The sequence below is a fragment of the Actinoplanes sp. NPDC026623 genome (assembly GCF_040638275.1).
Taxonomy (GTDB): Bacteria; Actinomycetota; Actinomycetes; order Mycobacteriales; family Micromonosporaceae; genus Actinoplanes.
In genome coordinates this window covers 1-16067 of the sequence record NZ_JBEZXZ010000077.1, presented here as the reverse complement: position 1 = coordinate 16067, position 16067 = coordinate 1, and the positions used below count along the sequence as shown (strand labels likewise).

15 protein-coding genes are annotated in these 16067 nt (G+C 64.0%); 10 read left to right on the top strand and 5 right to left on the bottom strand.

Translation table 11 applies throughout. The annotated features are described in order from the left end of the window. Positions 1-689: 689 nt before the first annotated feature. From AB0F10_RS22785 to AB0F10_RS22770, 4 genes are all read left to right on the top strand, one after another. Positions 690-947, top strand: a complete 258-nt coding sequence (locus tag AB0F10_RS22785; RefSeq protein ID WP_360628329.1) for a hypothetical protein — start codon at positions 690-692, stop codon at positions 945-947. Positions 948-1297: 350 nt separating this feature from the next. Beyond that, on the top strand, positions 1298-3358 hold the full coding sequence (locus tag AB0F10_RS22780; protein ID WP_360628326.1) for a class I SAM-dependent DNA methyltransferase: 2061 nt from the start codon (positions 1298-1300) through the stop codon (positions 3356-3358). After that, positions 3355-4818: a restriction endonuclease subunit S gene (locus AB0F10_RS22775; protein WP_360628323.1), complete on the top strand. Its 1464-nt coding sequence runs from the start codon at positions 3355-3357 to the stop codon at positions 4816-4818. The genes AB0F10_RS22780 and AB0F10_RS22775 overlap by 4 nt, the downstream gene beginning before the upstream one ends. After that, positions 4815-7772, top strand: coding sequence for a type I restriction endonuclease subunit R (locus AB0F10_RS22770; RefSeq protein WP_360628320.1), 2958 nt, complete (start codon positions 4815-4817; stop codon positions 7770-7772). Before AB0F10_RS22775 ends, AB0F10_RS22770 begins: the two co-directional genes overlap by 4 nt. 405 nt (positions 7773-8177) lie before the next feature. On the opposite strand, the gene AB0F10_RS22765 is transcribed toward AB0F10_RS22770, so the two are convergent. Next, on the bottom strand, positions 8178-8732 hold the full coding sequence (locus AB0F10_RS22765) for a hypothetical protein (RefSeq protein WP_360628317.1): 555 nt from the start codon (positions 8730-8732) through the stop codon (positions 8178-8180). A gap of 24 nt (positions 8733-8756) precedes the next feature. Then, the gene (locus tag AB0F10_RS22760) at positions 8757-9020 is read right to left on the bottom strand and encodes a hypothetical protein (protein ID WP_360628314.1); all 264 of its coding nucleotides are present in this window, start codon (positions 9018-9020) and stop codon (positions 8757-8759) included. A gap of 531 nt (positions 9021-9551) precedes the next feature. Here AB0F10_RS22760 and AB0F10_RS22755 point away from each other — a divergent pair. Genes AB0F10_RS22755 through AB0F10_RS22740 form a run of 4 tightly spaced genes read left to right on the top strand, consistent with a single transcriptional unit; the run spans position 9552 to position 12435 of the window. Further along, positions 9552-10079, top strand: a complete 528-nt coding sequence (locus tag AB0F10_RS22755; protein WP_360628311.1) for a hypothetical protein — start codon at positions 9552-9554, stop codon at positions 10077-10079. A gap of 8 nt (positions 10080-10087) precedes the next feature. Further along, entirely contained in the window at positions 10088-10888 is an 801-nt protein-coding gene (locus AB0F10_RS22750) for a hypothetical protein (protein WP_360628308.1), read from the top strand. Positions 10889-10917: 29 nt separating this feature from the next. Beyond that, the gene (locus tag AB0F10_RS22745; protein WP_360628305.1) at positions 10918-11331 is read left to right on the top strand and encodes a hypothetical protein; all 414 of its coding nucleotides are present in this window, start codon (positions 10918-10920) and stop codon (positions 11329-11331) included. Between the two features lie 24 nt (positions 11332-11355). Next, on the top strand, positions 11356-12435 hold the full coding sequence (locus AB0F10_RS22740; protein WP_360628302.1) for a hypothetical protein: 1080 nt from the start codon (positions 11356-11358) through the stop codon (positions 12433-12435). Positions 12436-12791: 356 nt separating this feature from the next. On the opposite strand, the gene AB0F10_RS22735 is transcribed toward AB0F10_RS22740, so the two are convergent. Together AB0F10_RS22735 and AB0F10_RS22730 are read right to left on the bottom strand one after the other, a co-directional pair. Further along, a complete protein-coding gene (locus tag AB0F10_RS22735) occupies positions 12792-12956 on the bottom strand; it encodes a hypothetical protein (RefSeq protein WP_360628299.1) in 165 nt (54 codons plus the stop codon). A 52-nt stretch (positions 12957-13008) separates the two neighbouring features. Further along, entirely contained in the window at positions 13009-13587 is a 579-nt protein-coding gene (locus AB0F10_RS22730) for an Ig-like domain-containing protein (protein ID WP_360628296.1), read from the bottom strand. Positions 13588-13670: 83 nt separating this feature from the next. On the opposite strand from AB0F10_RS22730, the gene AB0F10_RS22725 reads away from it, so the two are divergent. Further along, positions 13671-14291, top strand: a complete 621-nt coding sequence (locus AB0F10_RS22725) for a hypothetical protein (protein WP_360628293.1) — start codon at positions 13671-13673, stop codon at positions 14289-14291. Between the two features lie 88 nt (positions 14292-14379). Beyond that, complete coding sequence (locus AB0F10_RS22720) at positions 14380-15087, top strand: maleylpyruvate isomerase family mycothiol-dependent enzyme (RefSeq protein ID WP_360628291.1); 708 nt, start codon at positions 14380-14382, stop codon at positions 15085-15087. 317 nt (positions 15088-15404) lie between these two features. On the opposite strand, the gene AB0F10_RS22715 is transcribed toward AB0F10_RS22720, so the two are convergent. Next, complete coding sequence (locus AB0F10_RS22715; RefSeq protein WP_360628288.1) at positions 15405-15932, bottom strand: hypothetical protein; 528 nt, start codon at positions 15930-15932, stop codon at positions 15405-15407. Positions 15933-16067 lie beyond the last annotated feature (135 nt).

Genomic DNA, 16067 nt, shown 5'->3' with positions numbered 1-16067 from the left:
GCTGATCCTCGCGTGCACGGGTCTAGCCGCGATCCGCGCGCTCGCCGGCTGCGGTGAGTGTTGGTGCGTCGATCCGGAGTTCCACGTCGGAGTGGCTTGGCGGCTCTTGATGAGCTGTTCAGGCTCCTCGTTGAGCTACCTGATTGAGGGAGGCGTGGCGATGAGCGGTGGAGTGTTCGAAAGGTGTGGATGTCGGTCGTCGGAGACCGGTCGGTTGTTGAGCTCGGCCTGTCCGCAGCTGGCGGAGCGGGGCCATGGGAGCTGGTACTTCGACTGTGCGGTGCCGGTGCTGCCCGCCCGGCGGGAGCGGCTGCGGCGCCTATCCGACCCGCCGCAAGGCGATCGCTGCCCGTGACGCGCTGCTGGGCGACGGCGACACGGCCACCGCGGAGGGTTGGACGATGCAGCGCTGGCTGACTACGCGGACGAAGATCCGGCCGACCACCCTGCGCTCGTACGAGACTCATGTTGAGAACCATCTGATCCCGCATCTGGGCAGGGGTCCGGCTCAGTGAGCTGACCGGACGGCGCATCACTGACATGATCACCGCTGTCGTGCGGCCACGAACCGGTCCGGGCGGCCGGCGACTCCATCGACGCTGCACCGGATCCGCGCGACCCTGCGCTCGGCGCTCAACGCCGCCATCCGCGAGGGTCTGCTCCGCGACAACCCGGCCTGCGATGTCGAGGTGCCCTCGTCGCGGCGGCCGCACGCGCTGGTCTGGACCGCGCAGCGGGTCGAGGCCTGGCGCCAGACCGGTCAACGGCCGTCGGTGGCGGTGTGGACCACCGAACAGACCGCCACGTTCCTGAGCTTTGTCGCGGCCGACTGGCTAGTGGTGATGTGGTGGCTGATCGCGTTGCACGGGTTGCGTCGCGGTGAAGCGGCCGGGCTGCGGTGGGCATACGTGGATCTGGATGCCGGGGTGGCGATGATCGAGCAGTAGCGCATCGCCAACGGCCACCTGGTCACCGTCGTGCCACCGAAGACTGCGGCCCGCCGCCGCCTGATCGCCCTCGACCGGCACACCGTGCGGCTGCAGCGTGAGCACCGCCGCCGCGCCGAGCAACGCGCAGCCGGGGAGGTGTAGCAGGGCTCCGGATACGTGGTCGTCGCCGAGGACCGTGCGCCTCACCATGGCTCGCCGAGGGTGACGGGAAGGAGTCCCGACTAGGGGCTTAGGGTGCTTCCGTGACCACCCTCAGCCACCGAAATGCCCCCATCGGCCGCGCCCGCCGCCATCCTGACCCTGGTGTCTGCGCGACGGCTGTCTGCACCCGCCGGTAACGTCGTTTCGTGCGGGTCGAGCGACGCCTCGACCTGACCCATCAAGATCGACATCCGTCACACGAGCGATCACGAACTGAGGACTACATGCAGGCCAGCCAGCTCAATCGCATCGCCGGCTTCATCTGGGGCATCGCGGACGACGTCCTGCGGGACCTGTACGTGCGCGGCAAGTACCGCGACGTCGTCTTGCCGATGACCGTGCTTCGCCGGCTGGATGCAGTGCTGGAGCCCACCAAGGACGCCGTCCTGGACATGAAGACCATGCTCGACAACGCGGGCGTGGATAACCAGGAAGAGGCCCTCCGCCAGGCAGCGGGGCAAGCCTTCTACAACACCTCGCCCTTCACGATGCGGGACCTGCGCTCGCGATCCAGCCAGCAGAAGCTCCGTGACGACTTCTTGGCCTACCTGGACGGCTTCTCGGGCAACGTCCAGGACATCCTGGACAACTTCGAGTTCCGCAACCAGATCCCCAAGCTTGTCAAGGCGGACGCCCTCGGCGCGCTCATCGAGAAGTTCCTCGACCCCGACATCAATCTCAGTCCGCATCCCGTACTCAAGCCTGACGGCTCGGTCCACAAGCCCGGTCTCGACAACCACGCGATGGGCACGATCTTCGAGGAGCTTGTCCGCCGCTTCAACGAGGAGAACAACGAAGAGGCTGGCGAGCACTGGACGCCGCGTGACGCCGTTAAGCTCATGGCCAGCCTGATCTTCCTGCCCATCGCCGACCAGATCGAGTCTGGAACCTACCTTCTCTACGACGGGGCCTGCGGCACCGGCGGGATGCTCACCGTCGCGGAAGAAGCCTTCCAACAATTGGCCTCGAAGCATGGCAAAAAGGTGGCGACGCATCTCTACGGCCAAGAGATCAACTCCGAAACCTACGCCATCGCCAAGGCTGACCTTCTCCTGAAAGGGGAGGGCGAGGCAGCCGACAACCTGGTCGGTGGCCCGGAGTACTCCACGCTCGCCAACGACGCCTTCCCGTCACGCGAGTTCGACTTCATGCTCTCAAACCCGCCCTACGGTAAGAGCTGGAAGAGCGACCTCGATCGCATGGGTGGCAAGGCGGGCATCAAGGATCCCCGCTTCCTCGTTGATCACGCGGGCGACTCTGAGTACTCGCTCATCACGCGTTCGAGTGACGGTCAGTTGCTCTTCCTTGCCAACATGATCTCAAAGATGAAACACGCGACTAAACTGGGCAGCCGTATTGCGGAAGTCCACAACGGTTCAAGCCTATTCACTGGCGATGCTGGCCAAGGGGAGAGCAACATCCGTCGCTGGATCATTGAGAATGACTGGCTCGAAGCCATCGTAGCGTTGCCCCTTAATATGTTCTATAACACCGGCATTGCCACCTATGTGTGGGTACTGACGAACCGCAAGTCCGAGCGTCGCCAGGGCAAAGTTCAGCTCATTGACGCTACCCGCTGGTATGAGCCGTTGCGTAAGAACCTTGGCAAGAAGAATTGCGAGCTGACCGAGGGTGACATCAAGACCATCACCGATGCGTTCCTTAACTTCGACCAGACCGAGCACTCCAAGATCTTTGCTAATGAAGATTTTGGATATTTCAAGGTGGCTGTCGAGCGACCGCTGAGGCTGAAGGGTGTTGAAGCCGGGCGCGTCTACTCAGCCAAAGAAATCAAGAATCTTCGTGCTAGCTCGGAAGTGGACGAGGAGGCCCCGCCGATCATCAAGAAGATTCACAGGCGTGGTACCCAAGCCGATCCGTTGCGCGGCCTCTTCGAGGCGGAGATCCATGGTAAGCCTGCTGTGGTGGAATATGAGCCTGACGCTGACCTAAGGGGCAGTGAGCAAGTTCCAATAGCTGAACCCGGTGGCATCGAGTTGTTCTTGCGTCGCGAGGTGCTTCCATATACTCCCGATGCTTGGTACGTGGCGGACAGCGTGAAGACAGGTTACGAGATTAGCTTCACTCGACACTTTTACCACCCGAAACCGTTACGCACGCTTGATGAAATTCGTACCGAGATCCTGGCGATAGAGAAAGAAACAGAGGGCCGTCTCAACGACATCCTCGGCGGGACTATCAAGTGACTCATGATCTCAAGCCCTACGGTGAATACGCGGACTTCGGAATTCCGTGGCTGGGTGAGCTGCCTGCTCATTGGATCACCCGTCGTGCGAAGTACTTCTACCGAGAAGTTGACGAGCGCAGCACCACCGGTGCCGAGGAGCTCCTTTCCGTATCGCACCTGACTGGCGTCACGAGCCGGCAAGAGAAGAACGTTACTATGTTCCGCGCGGCCACCAATGTAGGGCATAAGATTTGCCGGCCTAATGACATTGTGATCAATACGATGTGGGCCTGGATGGCGGCGCTAGGCGTAGCGAGGCAGGAAGGGCTCGTTAGCCCAGCATATGGAGTGTACAGGCCGCTAAATGCTTGGACTCTCGCACCAGCATTTGCTGAACGACTCTTGCGAACACCTACTTATGCCGCAGAGTATACGCGGCGATCGACAGGCGTAAACTCATCGAGACTGCGTCTATATCCGGACGAGTTTCTTCGGATTCCGATTGTCTGTCCCCCGGAAGACGAACAATCGGCCATCGTGCGTTTTCTCTCTGACGCCGACCAGCGCATAAGTCGCTACATTCGAGCCAAGCAAAAGCTGATCAAGCTGCTGGAGGAGCAGAAACAGGCCATTATTTACCACGCCGTTACTCGCGGCCTAGACCCCAGCGTTCGCCTGAAGCCCTCCAATGTGAAGTGGCTGGGGGATGTACCGGAGCATTGGTCGAGAGTTGCAATTCGGCAACTCGCAGCGCGTGGCAGATCGACGTTCGTAAACGGTCCGTTCGGAAGCGACTTGCTAACGACAGAACTCATGCTTGCCGGGGTACCCGTAATCTACATACGCGATATCAGTCGCGGGATATACCTGCGGGTGAGCAAGGTGCATGTGACGGCGGAGAAGGCGGCTAAGCTAGAGTTCTGTAACGTTGCCGCAGGCGATGTCCTCATCGCCAAGGTCGGCGATCCGCCTGGCACGGCAGCGACTTACCCTAGCGGCCAGCCGAACGGTATCGTCACTCAGGATGTCATTCGCATTCGGCCTGATACATCCCGCGTAATTGCGGACTACTTAGTAACCTACCTGAACTCGCGGGCAGGAAGAGTTGCCGTTGGTCCGGTTGTCGTTGAATCGACGCGAGGCCGAGTGTCGCTGCCGGACTTCAGGGCTGTTCCAGTTTTTCTTCCTTCACTCGTGGAACAGCGGGCAATCCTCGACGAGATCGCAAGCCTTACTGCGGACATCAGCACCACAGTCGGTAAGACTCAGCGTGAGATCGATCTCCTGCGTGAGTACCGTATCCGCCTCATCTCCGATGTGGTCACCGGCAAGCTGGATGTGCGCGAAGCGGCTGCGCGGCTGTCCGGGGAGGCCGAGAGCCCGACTGAGTTGCTAGATGGCGAGGACACTCTGGGTGAGTCGGCGACGGAGGACTATCTGGCGACCGAGGACCTCGGCGACGACGGGGAGGTCGCGTGAGCACCGATATGAGCGAGAAGGGCCTCGAGGCACTCATCGTCCGCCACATGACCTCGCCCGAAGGCGGGTGGCTACCGGGCGAACCCCAGCACTACGAGCGCGAGTACGCCGTAGATCTTGTCCAGTTGGCAATCTTTCTTGAGACGACCCAGGGCGAGGTGGCTTCGGAGCTCGACCTTCACCGAGACAACCCTACGCGCCGCAAGTTCCTGGCTCGGCTCCAAGGTGAGATCACGAAGCGAGGAGTGGTTGACCTCCTTCGCCATGGGCTGAGGCACGGCCCTCATCAGCTCGACCTCTTCTATGGAACGCCGACCCCTGGCAACATCGCTGCCGAAGAGCGCAACCGCCTCAACCGCTTCACGGTCACGCGTCAGCTGCGATACAGCCGCGACGAGACGCAGCTCGCGCTCGATCTTGGGCTGTTTATTAACGGCCTTCCAGTCGCTACGTTCGAGCTGAAGAACAGCCTGACCAAGCAGACCGCCGAGGACGCTGTCGAGCAGTACAAACGTGACCGTGACCCCCGTGAGCTGATCTTCCAGTTCGGTCGCTGCATGGTCCACTTCGCCCTGGACGACCAAGTCGTTCGCTTCTGCACCGAACTGAAGGGCAAGGCGTCGTGGTTCCTGCCTTTCGATCAGGGCTCCCAGGACGGCGCTGGCAACCCACCGAACCCGGACGGTCTCAAGACCGACTACCTGTGGAAACGCGTCCTCACTCCGGCCAGCCTGACCAACATCATCGAGAACTACGCCCAGATCGTCGTCGAGAAGAACCCCAAGACCGGCAAGCGCACCGCCAAGCAGATCTTCCCGCGCTACCACCAGCTCGACGTTGTCCGCCGGCTGCTGGCCGACGGTGAAGCCAACGGTCCGGGCCACCGGTATCTCATCCAGCACTCCGCAGGCAGCGGCAAGTCCAACTCCATCGCCTGGCTCGCGCACCAGCTGATCGACCTCACTCACGATGGGCGCACGGCCTTTAACTCGATCATCGTCGTCACCGACCGCGTCATCCTGGACCGCCAGATCAGCAACAGCATCAAGTCGTTTGCACAGGTCAATTCCACGATCACGCATGCCGACAGGTCGGGAGACCTCAGACGAGCCATCGAAGCAGGTAAGAAGGTCATCATCACGACGGTGCAGAAGTTCCCTTTCATCTACCAGGAGATCGGGGACGCCCACCGCGACAACACCTTCGCCATTATCATCGACGAAGCGCACTCCAGCCAGGGCGGCCAAGCCACCGCCAAGATGAGCGAGGCACTGTCGGCGGCCGGTGCGCGGGACGAGCACGAGTCGGCCGAGGACGCCATCAACCGCATCATGACCTCGCGCAAGCTGTTGCCCAACGCCAGCTACTTCGCCTTTACCGCGACCCCTAAGAACAAAACATTGGAGATTTTCGGCTCGCCGCTCGAGGTCAGCGGGCAGATCAAGCGCCGGCCGTTCCACAGCTACACGATGAAGCAAGCCATCCAGGAAGGCTTCATCCTCGATGTCTTGGCGAATTACACCCCGATCAACAGCTACTACAAGCTTGTTAAAACTATCGAGGCGGACCCGGAGTTCGACACCCGCCGTGCCAGCAAGAAGCTCCGCAAGTACGTCGAGAGCAACGACCATGCTATCCGCCTCAAGGCCGAGATCATGGTCGACCACTTCCACGACCATGTGCTGGCGCTGCATAAGATCGGCGGTCAGGCCCGGGCGATGGTTGTCACCAGCTCGATCGAGCGCGCCCTCCAGTACTTCGAGGCCATCCGTGACTACCTTCGTGAGCGGAAGAGTCCCTACGCCGCGATCGTGGCGTTCTCCGGCGAGCACGACTTCGCCGGGGCGAAGGTCACCGAGTCAGCGGTGAACGGGTTCCCTAGCCGGGATATCCCCGACAAGATCCAAGAAGACCCCTACCGCTTCCTCGTGTGCGCCGACAAGTTCCAGACCGGCTACGACGAGCCGCTGCTGCACACCATGTACGTGGACAAGCCACTTGCGGGCGTCAAGGCCGTCCAGACGCTCTCCCGCTTGAACCGCGCGCACCCTCAGAAGCACGACGTCATGGTGCTGGACTTCGCGAACGATGGCGACGCCATTCGTGCCGGTTTCGAGCCGTACTACCGGACAACGCTCTTGAGCGACGAGACCGACCCGAACAAGCTGCACGACCTCCAGGCCGAACTCGACCAGGCCGGCGTCTACGGCTCCGACGACGTGGAAAAGTTCGTCCGTCTCTACCTCGATGGCGCGGACCGCGATCGGCTCGACCCAATCCTCGACGCCTGCGTCGCCACCTACAACGCAGACCTAGACGAAGCCGACCAAGTCGAGTTCAAGGGCAAGGCCAAGGCCTTCGCTCGCACATACAGCTTCTTGGCATCGATCCTTCCGTACTCGAACGCCGAGTGGGAGCGTCTGTCGATCTTCCTCAACTACCTCATCCCGAAGCTGCCCGCGCCGGTGGAAGAGGACCTGTCGCGTGGCATCCTCGAGACGATCGACATGGACAGCTACCGCGTCGAGAAGCAGGCCACGATGAAGATCGTCTTGGCTGATGCGGACGTGGAGATCGACCCGGTGCCGACCAGCGGCGGCGGTTCCAAGCCTGAGCCCGAGCTGGACGTTCTGTCGAACATCGTCAAGGCGTTCAACGAGCAGTGGGGCAACATTGACTGGAGCGACGAGGACCGGGTGCAGCGACTCATTGCCGAGGACATCCCGGCTCGTGTGGCCGCCGACGAGGCCTACCAGAACGCCCGGCGGAACAACGACAAACAGAACGCTCGGATCGAGCACGATAAGGCGCTCCAGCGGGTTATGACAGCTGTCCTCAAGGATGACACACAGCTCTTCCGCGAGTTCAGCGACAACGAGTCTTTCCGCCGTTGGCTGTCCGACTCGGTCTTCGCCGCGACGTATGAGACGGCGGATCGACGATACAGATCATGAATGGTCAGCTTGATCGATCTGGTTCGGCGTGTCTGCGTGCCTTGGGTTGATGGCTGGCGCAAGTCGGAGGGTAAGAGACATCCCGATGATAGCGGCCTGTCCACGAGCGGGCGGGCGAAGCGGGAGGCGGTCCGGCTGCAGGCAGGCGAGTGGTTCGGGAGTCTGTCGAATGACCGTCGTTACAACATAAGCCGCCTTATGGTGCATCTCGGGTTGGCGCCGGCACCGATGGGGGTCGACCCGTGTTCGTGTCCCGCGAGGGTGGCGAGGCTCGCTGATCTGGTGAAACGCGCGCCGAGCGGGCGATGGACGCGGTACGCCGCAATCCTCCGGCTTGGGGCAACGGGCGTAGGACACATCGCCTTCTAGCGGCCTTGGAGTCGCAGACGACTTTAGACCAGGTCGCTAGATATCCTCGCGGTGACGTTCGGGCCGGCCAACAGCTTGAGCAGCGATGTCACGCCGGGAGAAGGACCCGACGACGCTTAGACTGTGCCTTGCCGCGGCGTGGAAGTTGTTCAGGGCTGTCACCCATGCGTCTGCAAGATTCAGCCACTCCGCTTCGTCGGGCGTATGACCTTTGCGGATTGGAGTCTCGAGACCCCACACGGCGTGATTGAGACGGTGACCTGCCTCGATAGTGTCGCCGTCCGCGATCAAGGGCAACGCCTCAAACGCTCGGTTTCGATTCATCTCCAGGTCAGCTAGTCCATTCACTCGCTCTGCGATCGCCTCGTCCGGTGCGCCGACCATGCGCATTTCCAGGATGGTGTTGGCGGCCGCGCCTACCATCTTGGCAGCCGTCACATACTCGGTGTACGCGTCGAGTCGGCGTTGATCCCAACGTAGCTGGAGCTCCCGGGCGTAGCGACCACGATCGGCAAGTTTGCCGAAGACGAATGTGGACACAGCTCCGGCGAGCACTGCAAAAACCGTTACCAATTGGGCAGGCCACTGCATCGGTCCTCCGTGACTGTCGTGGCGTCAATGATGTACCGATCGGTCAAGCGTGGTGCTATATGCCACCCATGACGGACGCGCCCGGCAGGGTGTCAGCTGTCGCCAGCCCGCCTCACGGATAGCTGAGCCGAGGTCGGCGAGAGCATTCCAGTAGCTACCCGACGGCTCCTCGTCGTCGTAGCCTCTGTCGCGGGAGCGCCTGATGTCGTTGTCCATGGTGCCGTCGATGTAGAGCCAGTCCTCGATCTTCAAAGTCAGCTGGCGAGTGGCTTGGTCTGCGGAGTTCACGTATCAGATCATCGTGTATGAAGAGGTTGCCGAAGGGCTTCGTCTCGAACGAGCGACGCTGACATCCTCCCGGAGACCCCAGGTCCCCTGATCTCGGATGTCCGTCAAGACGGGGCTGGCCAGATCGCTAGGCGGCGAACCCTCTCCTGCTCGCGCTCTCCGCCGCCGGCCTTGTGGTGCTCGCCGGAGCGGTCATCGTGGTCGTCATGCTGCGACGGCGCCAGCAGGACGCCTGACCTGCAGCCCAGCCGACGTGACGGATCGGCCAAATCCGTAGTCGGGTTTCGTGCCGTCACTGGCGGCGGGTGGCGGACAGGCTGATCCTCGCCGTCGAGAAGCGATCCACGAGGCGGACTTGGAAGCGATCCCCGCCCGCCGGATCCTCCGGATCCCGGCCTCGACCAACGTGCCCCTGGCGCGTCGTGAGGCATTCGAGGCCGCTACCACCGACATGGGGCCGCACGAACGCGGAGGCAGGCCGGCAGCGATTGACCGCTACCGATAGCATCGGAAGGCTGACAGGGAGGTGTCATGGGGGAGTTGGCGGAGCGGCTGAGCCTGCTCAGGGTGGAGGCCCGGTCTCCCGACGGCGGGTTGGCGGCAACCGTCAGAGGTCGCGCTGACGTCCAGGTCAGCTTCGCTTGGGATACCTATCGCAGCTATCGGGCCGCCACGCTTGCCCGCCAGTTGGAGGCGCTGGCCACGGTGCTCTGGGCGCGGTATCGCCGACGCTACCTGGAGATTGTGGAGTCCTGGGTTGAACAGGACGAGGAGCCGGAGCCCACCGGCGGGGACCGCGAGTTCCAGCAGCGGCTGGCCGAACTGGACGTTGTCGGTGTGTCGTCGCATGGCTGCGTGACCGTGCGCAGCCGGGCGCTCGTGTCCTGGCACGTGGAGATCGCGGGTGAGCCGGTAGGGTCGCTGACCGAGCCGGAGTTCGTGGCCGAGTTGGGTACCGCGATCGCCGCTCTGCTCGCCGACCATCGGGCGAAACTGACCCTGCTGAGGGACGCGGTCTACGACATCGGCCTGCCCCGTGCGATGCGGACCGCCGGATAGGGAGTGCCATGACCGACGACCGACCCGGCGGGCGCCGCCTGCAGCCGGGCCACTGGCTGCTGATCGGCATCGTCGCCCTGCTTGTCGCGGTCGCAGCGGCCATCGTCGTACGCCGCGGCGACGGAAGCCCGACGGTCGCTGAGCCGACGGGCACGCCGTCAGCGGCGCCCACCTCGTCCGCGACGCCGCGACCGGACTGCTCGCCGCAGATCACATCTACCTGGGCCGACTCTGCCAAGGCGAAGTACGGGTTCGTCTACCGCAGCCAGTGTGATCAGGTGGTCCGAGAGCTGCGCTTCCGGGTGACCACGGTGGACCCGGACGGCAACGAGATCGCCGGCGCGGACGACATCGCGTCCGGCGGCGTCCTCTTCCCCGGCGGCGAACTGGCCGCAGCCGGCGATCTGCAGGTGAAACAGGATCAGAAGATCGGCAGCCTCAAGGTTCAGGTGATCGGCTTCGGCGTCTATCCGCCGGAGAACTTCTCCGCCTGGGCGCGCACCGAAGTCGTGAACCTGACCCGGACCAAGCCCGCAACGCTGGGTACCTTCGAAGTCGGCGGCACTGTTCAAGCGGAGCCGTCGTCGGCCCCGGTCTGTGTCGCCGAGTTCGTCCTGATCATGCGAGACAAGGCCGACAAGATCATCTATGCCGACGCGGACTTGACGATCGGCCAGACACTGCTCAAGCCGTCCTTCCCGGTGGGTCCACTGCCGAGTGTCGACTTCGCCCGCACCAAGATTTACGCGCCGCAGACGCCGCGTACCGAGCAGCCGCCCAGCCCGGGCGTGCCCTGCAACGGCTCGTGATCGAGCCACTCGTGGAGAGGTGATCCGCCATGGAAGGGTGGCAGTTCGCGGCCGAGTTGTCGCAGCTGCGGATCGTGGGCCGTGTCGATCTGCCGGAGCTCAGCTTCACCTACGCGTCGATGAACCAGGCCGTGAACGGCACGGCCGGCGGGGAGGCCGCCGCTTTCCAGGCGCCCGACGGCGGAACGGCCTCAAGCCAGGTCGTCTGGTCGGCGCTTCGCGACGAGATACAGAACGTCTTCGGCAGAACGGCAATCGGCATGTTGGACGCCGGGGTCGTCATGGAGCACATCGTGGACGCGTACAGCGCCACCGATGACGCGGCGCGCACCAGCCTCGAATCGGCGTGGGCGAACGGCCAGACGCCCAGCCTTCAAGAGGCTGAGAACACCTTCTCGCAGAGCGTGCCACCGCCGGTCGTGATCAAGGACGCCGGCGTCTAGCAGGGCATCACACAGGGGGAGACCATGGCTTTCGCATACCGCAGCCCCGGCGATCTGCAGGCGCTCGGCGAGAAGATCCGGAAGAAGGCCATCGCGGTGACGATGGACCAGGCCGAGTCATACGCGCAGGCCCAACAGGCCGCCAACAACGACGCCACGCGATCGGACACCGGGCAGACCACCCAGATACCCGGCTATACGCCCCCGGCGCAAGGCCGCCCCGACGACGACGGAAACCTGCGGACGTACGTGACTGAGACATACGCCGCGATCCCGGCGATGTTCTCCGCGTTCGCCCTGCCGAACCCCGACGACAGTCGGCCGATGCTCGACGCGCTGTACTCGGTCGCCGCGACCGTGCAGGTCGACCTGCAGCTGACCGCCCGCAACAACACGATCGTCGCCCCCAACGCGGTCAACCCCATCACCGGCGCCGCCCAGGTGGCAGAGGTCGTCGACCTGATCAAGGGCCACATGAAGGAATGGACCGGCAACGCCGCCCTCGCCTTCGAGCACTACCTGGAGAACAACGTCCGGGCTGCGGTGCTGCAGCGGGAGGTCGTGCTGTCGCTGGCGCTCGGCCTGGAGGTCCAGCTGGAGATCAACCGGCGGATCAACACCGACATCTGGGAGATCGGGCAGAAGACCTACAAGGCCCTCGACGGCCTGGACGCGTGGTGCCCAGGCGCGAACGCCTCCAACACGGTGGCCATCCTCACCATCGCCGGAGCGATCGCCGCGGTGATCTTCGCCGGCGTGACCGCCGGCGCCGGAGGGGCCGCCGTCGCCGCGGCCGTCGGCGTCGAAGGTCTGCAGAGCCTCGCCACGACCCTGTCCAACACCGGACCCTTGCAGACCCAGAAAGTCGCCATCGGTGGCATGACCGTGCCGCCGATCATCGCCGGGATGCAGAACGCGATGACCGCGCTGACCAAGTCGATCGATGCGCAGCAGCAGGAACTGACCGCCGGGCTCACCAGGTTCCACCAGGACGTCCAGCGTGAACGAAAGAAGATCATGGTCGAGAGCCCCAGCGCCCTCAACGACGTCCGGACCGCCGACAGCGCCGTCCTGCGGACCCCGAACGGCTTCTTCGTGAGCTGAACCGGCCCACGTCGGCCGCCAAGATCCGGGGCGTCGCCAAAGCCACGCCGTCCAAGGTCCCGTCGGCGCGGACGGCGCGGCCCCCGCCAGTTACAGCGCACTCTGACCCGGCTCGACGGCGCACGCCTGGTGCAGCTGAGGCCGCCGATGCGCCGCTATGGCGTTTCTGGTGGGATTAGTCGCCCCAACCCGGAAACCGTCGCAAGCCGGCACGGTCATGATCAATCACGGAGTTTGCGCCAGAGCCGAGTGGTTCTGGCGCAAACTCCGTGAATGATCACTGTGGCCTGGTGCCAGGCGTCGAAGATGGCAGCGTTCGTGCAGGTCATGGTTCGGTCGTGAGGCGGTGCTGAGGACTACCGGCCGGCTTCACGGAGTTTGCGCCAGAACCCCATTCCCACGACCGAAGCCATGGGTGGCCGGCTGCGGGTGTCCTCGCCGGGCGCGCGTTGCCACAGGGCCTGGATGCCCAGCAGGATCAGGTAGCCGGCGCCGGTGTGCCGATTGACGGCGAACAGCACCGGCGCGGCGGTCAGCGCGGCGGCAGGCCCGCCGATGACCGCGAGCGTCAGGTCACCGTCGATAGGTGCGCTTGGTCGTGTATTTGGTGTTGCCCGCCTTGTCGTAGGCGCGTAGCTGCACGGTGAAGGTCTTGCCGTACTTCTTCGGGTTCAGTGTGAAGTGGTAGCCGGCCTTCGTGTCGGTGGCTACCAGTTTGCCGTTGACCAGCAGTTGCACGCGGGTGATCCCGTACCGGTCGCTGGCGGACGCGGTCAGCTTCACCGTCTTGGTCAGCTTCGCCTTGTTCTTCGGCGCCTTCGTGAGCCTGACCGACGGCGCGGTGTTGTCGATGTACACGGCGCGTCGGACGGTGGTGATGTTGCCGGCCGTGTCCATCGCGTCCCAGGTGAGCGTGTGCTTGCCGTCCTCGGTCTCCCGGCTGTTCAGCCGGACTGCCCAAGGCTGTTTGCCGGTGTGAGCGCCCGGCTGCCAGTCGTCGAGGTAGGCGGCCAGGTAGGTGAGGCCGGTGGTGTCCCGGACGTTGGTCACGCCGGCGGTGAGGGTGCCCCGCAGGTAGGTGCCGGCCCGGGGTGACCGTGACGACGGGGCGGTCGTTAATGAGCATGAGTCGGGCTTGCGCAGGTGCGACATGATGATGGATGTCTTCGACGCACAGCCGAGTCGGACGGCGCCGAACGCAAGCCCCACGCTCTGAGCTGAGGCGGCTACCGCTGATGGATCACAACCCGGACCCGCGGCTCAACGAACTCTCCGAACTGCGCGAACGGCTGCAAGTCGAACTACGCGAGTTGATGGACACCGCGAACCTGGCTGACACCGCCGTCGCGGCTCTCGAGGAGACAGCCAGAGCACTGGACTGCACGGCCGGCTGGTCAGCCGTGGACATCCTCGGCGGCGGATCCATCATCAGCATGATCAAGAACAACGAGTTAGACGCGGCGCTGGACGTGGCAGCTCAAGCTGAAGATCACCTGTCCGCACTGCGCCAAAGACTGACCAGTACGCCGCTGTCGACACTCGCCGACCAGCCACACGCCGACGTCATTACTCGATTCGCCGACATCAGCCTCGACAACATACTCGTCGATATTTCGGTGCACCGCCAGATCACCGCCGCCCAGGACCAGATCGACAGCGCGTTACGGAACGTATGCGACATCCGCGCCAAGCTCAGATCCCAAATCGTTCTAGACAGGATCAAACTATACGAGGTCGTGGCACAGTCCCTTCAGCCGTCGTCGACAAGCGCGTCGCGGGCCCCCGGCCGCGCTCAGCCTTGTCAGTTCTCAACTGAACTGGCGGGTAGAGGCGCTCGGGTGGCGAGGTCTCGGTGAGTTCTCAGCCGATCTGGCGAGGACTCGTCGCCTGCGCAGTCCGCGGGCTGCCGCAGACGACCGGACGGGCCATGACACCGTGACGTGCGTGAAATTCGAGCCGGGGGTGCTACTCAGCAGGATCGCGACCGCGACCGAGCAGTTGCTGGGAACCGCAGCAGGTTTTGACGATGCGGATGTACGGCAACCTTCGCTCCTGCCCGGGTGGTCCCGTGGGCATGTCCTCACCCATATTGCGCGCAACGCGGACGGTGGGACACGGATGTTGGGCTGGGCGAGGACCGGCGTGGAAACGCCGGAGTACGCGAGTATGCAGGCGCGTGCCGAGCAGATTGAGGCTGGTAGCAGCCGTGCGGCGACGTCGTTGCTGGCCGACGTGCGTGATAGTGCGTCCCGGTTCGCTGACGCGTATGAGGTGATGCCGCCGGAGGCGTGGTCACACCCTCTACGGTGGACGTCTGGCAAGGAGAGGCCGGCGTTTCGGGTGGCAGATGCTCGGCTTACCGAGGTCCTCGTGCACCACGTCGACCTCCGGGCCGACTTTCGGCCTGGTCACTGGCCTGCTGACTTCGTTGAAGCGTTGATCGGCGACGTGGTCGCGGCTTTCTCTGGTCGCCGAGGGGCCCCTTCTCTGCACCTGATCGCCTCGGACACCGGAGCGGAATATCGGTTGGGTGTCCAGGTCGACGCATGTGCCGTCCGAGCTGAGCAGGCACAACTGCTTGCGTGGCTGCTCGGTAGGTCTGACGGCGTGGACTCCGAAAATGATCTTCCGGCTCTGCCGTTCCTCTACTGACGGACCGAGCTGGTGGGTAGCCAGCCGGGCCACCCAGCACGCCCTTTCCGGAAACCGGCCACTTCAAGTGAGAGACGATGACCAGTGAGCACCGCACCTCCGAATGGCGAACCGCAGGTCAAGACCGCTCGGCCTCGCCACCTCGAACGAGAAGCGGCAGGCCTGCTGGCGGCCTCCGGCCGGGTTACCAGCGCGGGTGAACGTCAACGCCGGCCACGCGAGGTTTCTGGTCGCCGAAAGCCGGGAGCCCCGTACGCGCACGGGCTCTACCACGGTGCACGTTTCCGGTATGACGGCGTGGTGTGTGGTCAGGGCGGTTAGACGCGCCAGGTTTGGCCGACGGTGTCGGTGGCTTTGAGTAGCTGGTCTGGGGCTTGCGGTGCGGGCCAGATTTGCAGGAGGTGGTGTTCGGTGGGGTCGGTGTCGGTGCGGTCCTCGCCGGCGTCACGGTTGCGGGCGTGGTCACGGACCCGGTAGGTGTGCTGGTCGGTGGCGGGTAGGTCGATGGGGAACAGGGGTGCGTCGTCGACGGCCGCGCCGATGACCTGGATGCGGTCGGTGTTCCAGTGCACTGATGTTTCGGCGACGTCGTCCCAGTCGTCGATGGTGGCGGGTGGGGGCTGGTTCCAGGTTTGGGCGGTGATGGTGACGTGTCCGACGTTGACGCCGCAGGTGATCTGCATGGCGCCGTCGGCGGCGGCGACCAGCCCGGTGGCGTCGGGGGGTGGCACGTCGCCGGTGTGGATGGGGCTGTCGGGGTCGTCGGGGTCGCCGAGGAAGATGACGTTGTCCTCGATGAAGACGCGTGCGGTGGTGGTGGTCAGGGGAGTGTCGGTGTTGTTCATCGATGCCGCCTTGTGGATGGGGTTGCGGGTGTGGTGTGTTCAGGGTGGCGGGGGGGGGGGGGGGGGTGGCCCCCCCCCCCCACCACGGGAAGAAGCAGGAGGGGGGGGTTGTGGTGGAGGGGGAGGGGGTGGGCG

Bases quoted from the DNA above. Each gene is read 5' to 3' on its own strand.
- AB0F10_RS22750 (WP_360628308.1), top strand. From the start codon at position 10,088: ATGACCGACGACCGACCCGGCGGGCGCCGCCTGCAGCCGGGCCACTGG.
- AB0F10_RS22715 (WP_360628288.1), bottom strand. From the start codon at position 15,932: ATGAACAACACCGACACTCCCCTGACCACCACCACCGCACGCGTCTTC.
- AB0F10_RS22765 (WP_360628317.1), bottom strand. From the start codon at position 8,732: ATGCAGTGGCCTGCCCAATTGGTAACGGTTTTTGCAGTGCTCGCCGGA.
- AB0F10_RS22730 (WP_360628296.1), bottom strand. From the start codon at position 13,587: ATGTCGCACCTGCGCAAGCCCGACTCATGCTCATTAACGACCGCCCCG.
- AB0F10_RS22725 (WP_360628293.1), top strand. From the start codon at position 13,671: ATGGATCACAACCCGGACCCGCGGCTCAACGAACTCTCCGAACTGCGC.
- AB0F10_RS22755 (WP_360628311.1), top strand. From the start codon at position 9,552: ATGGGGGAGTTGGCGGAGCGGCTGAGCCTGCTCAGGGTGGAGGCCCGG.
- AB0F10_RS22740 (WP_360628302.1), top strand. From the start codon at position 11,356: ATGGCTTTCGCATACCGCAGCCCCGGCGATCTGCAGGCGCTCGGCGAG.
- AB0F10_RS22745 (WP_360628305.1), top strand. From the start codon at position 10,918: ATGGAAGGGTGGCAGTTCGCGGCCGAGTTGTCGCAGCTGCGGATCGTG.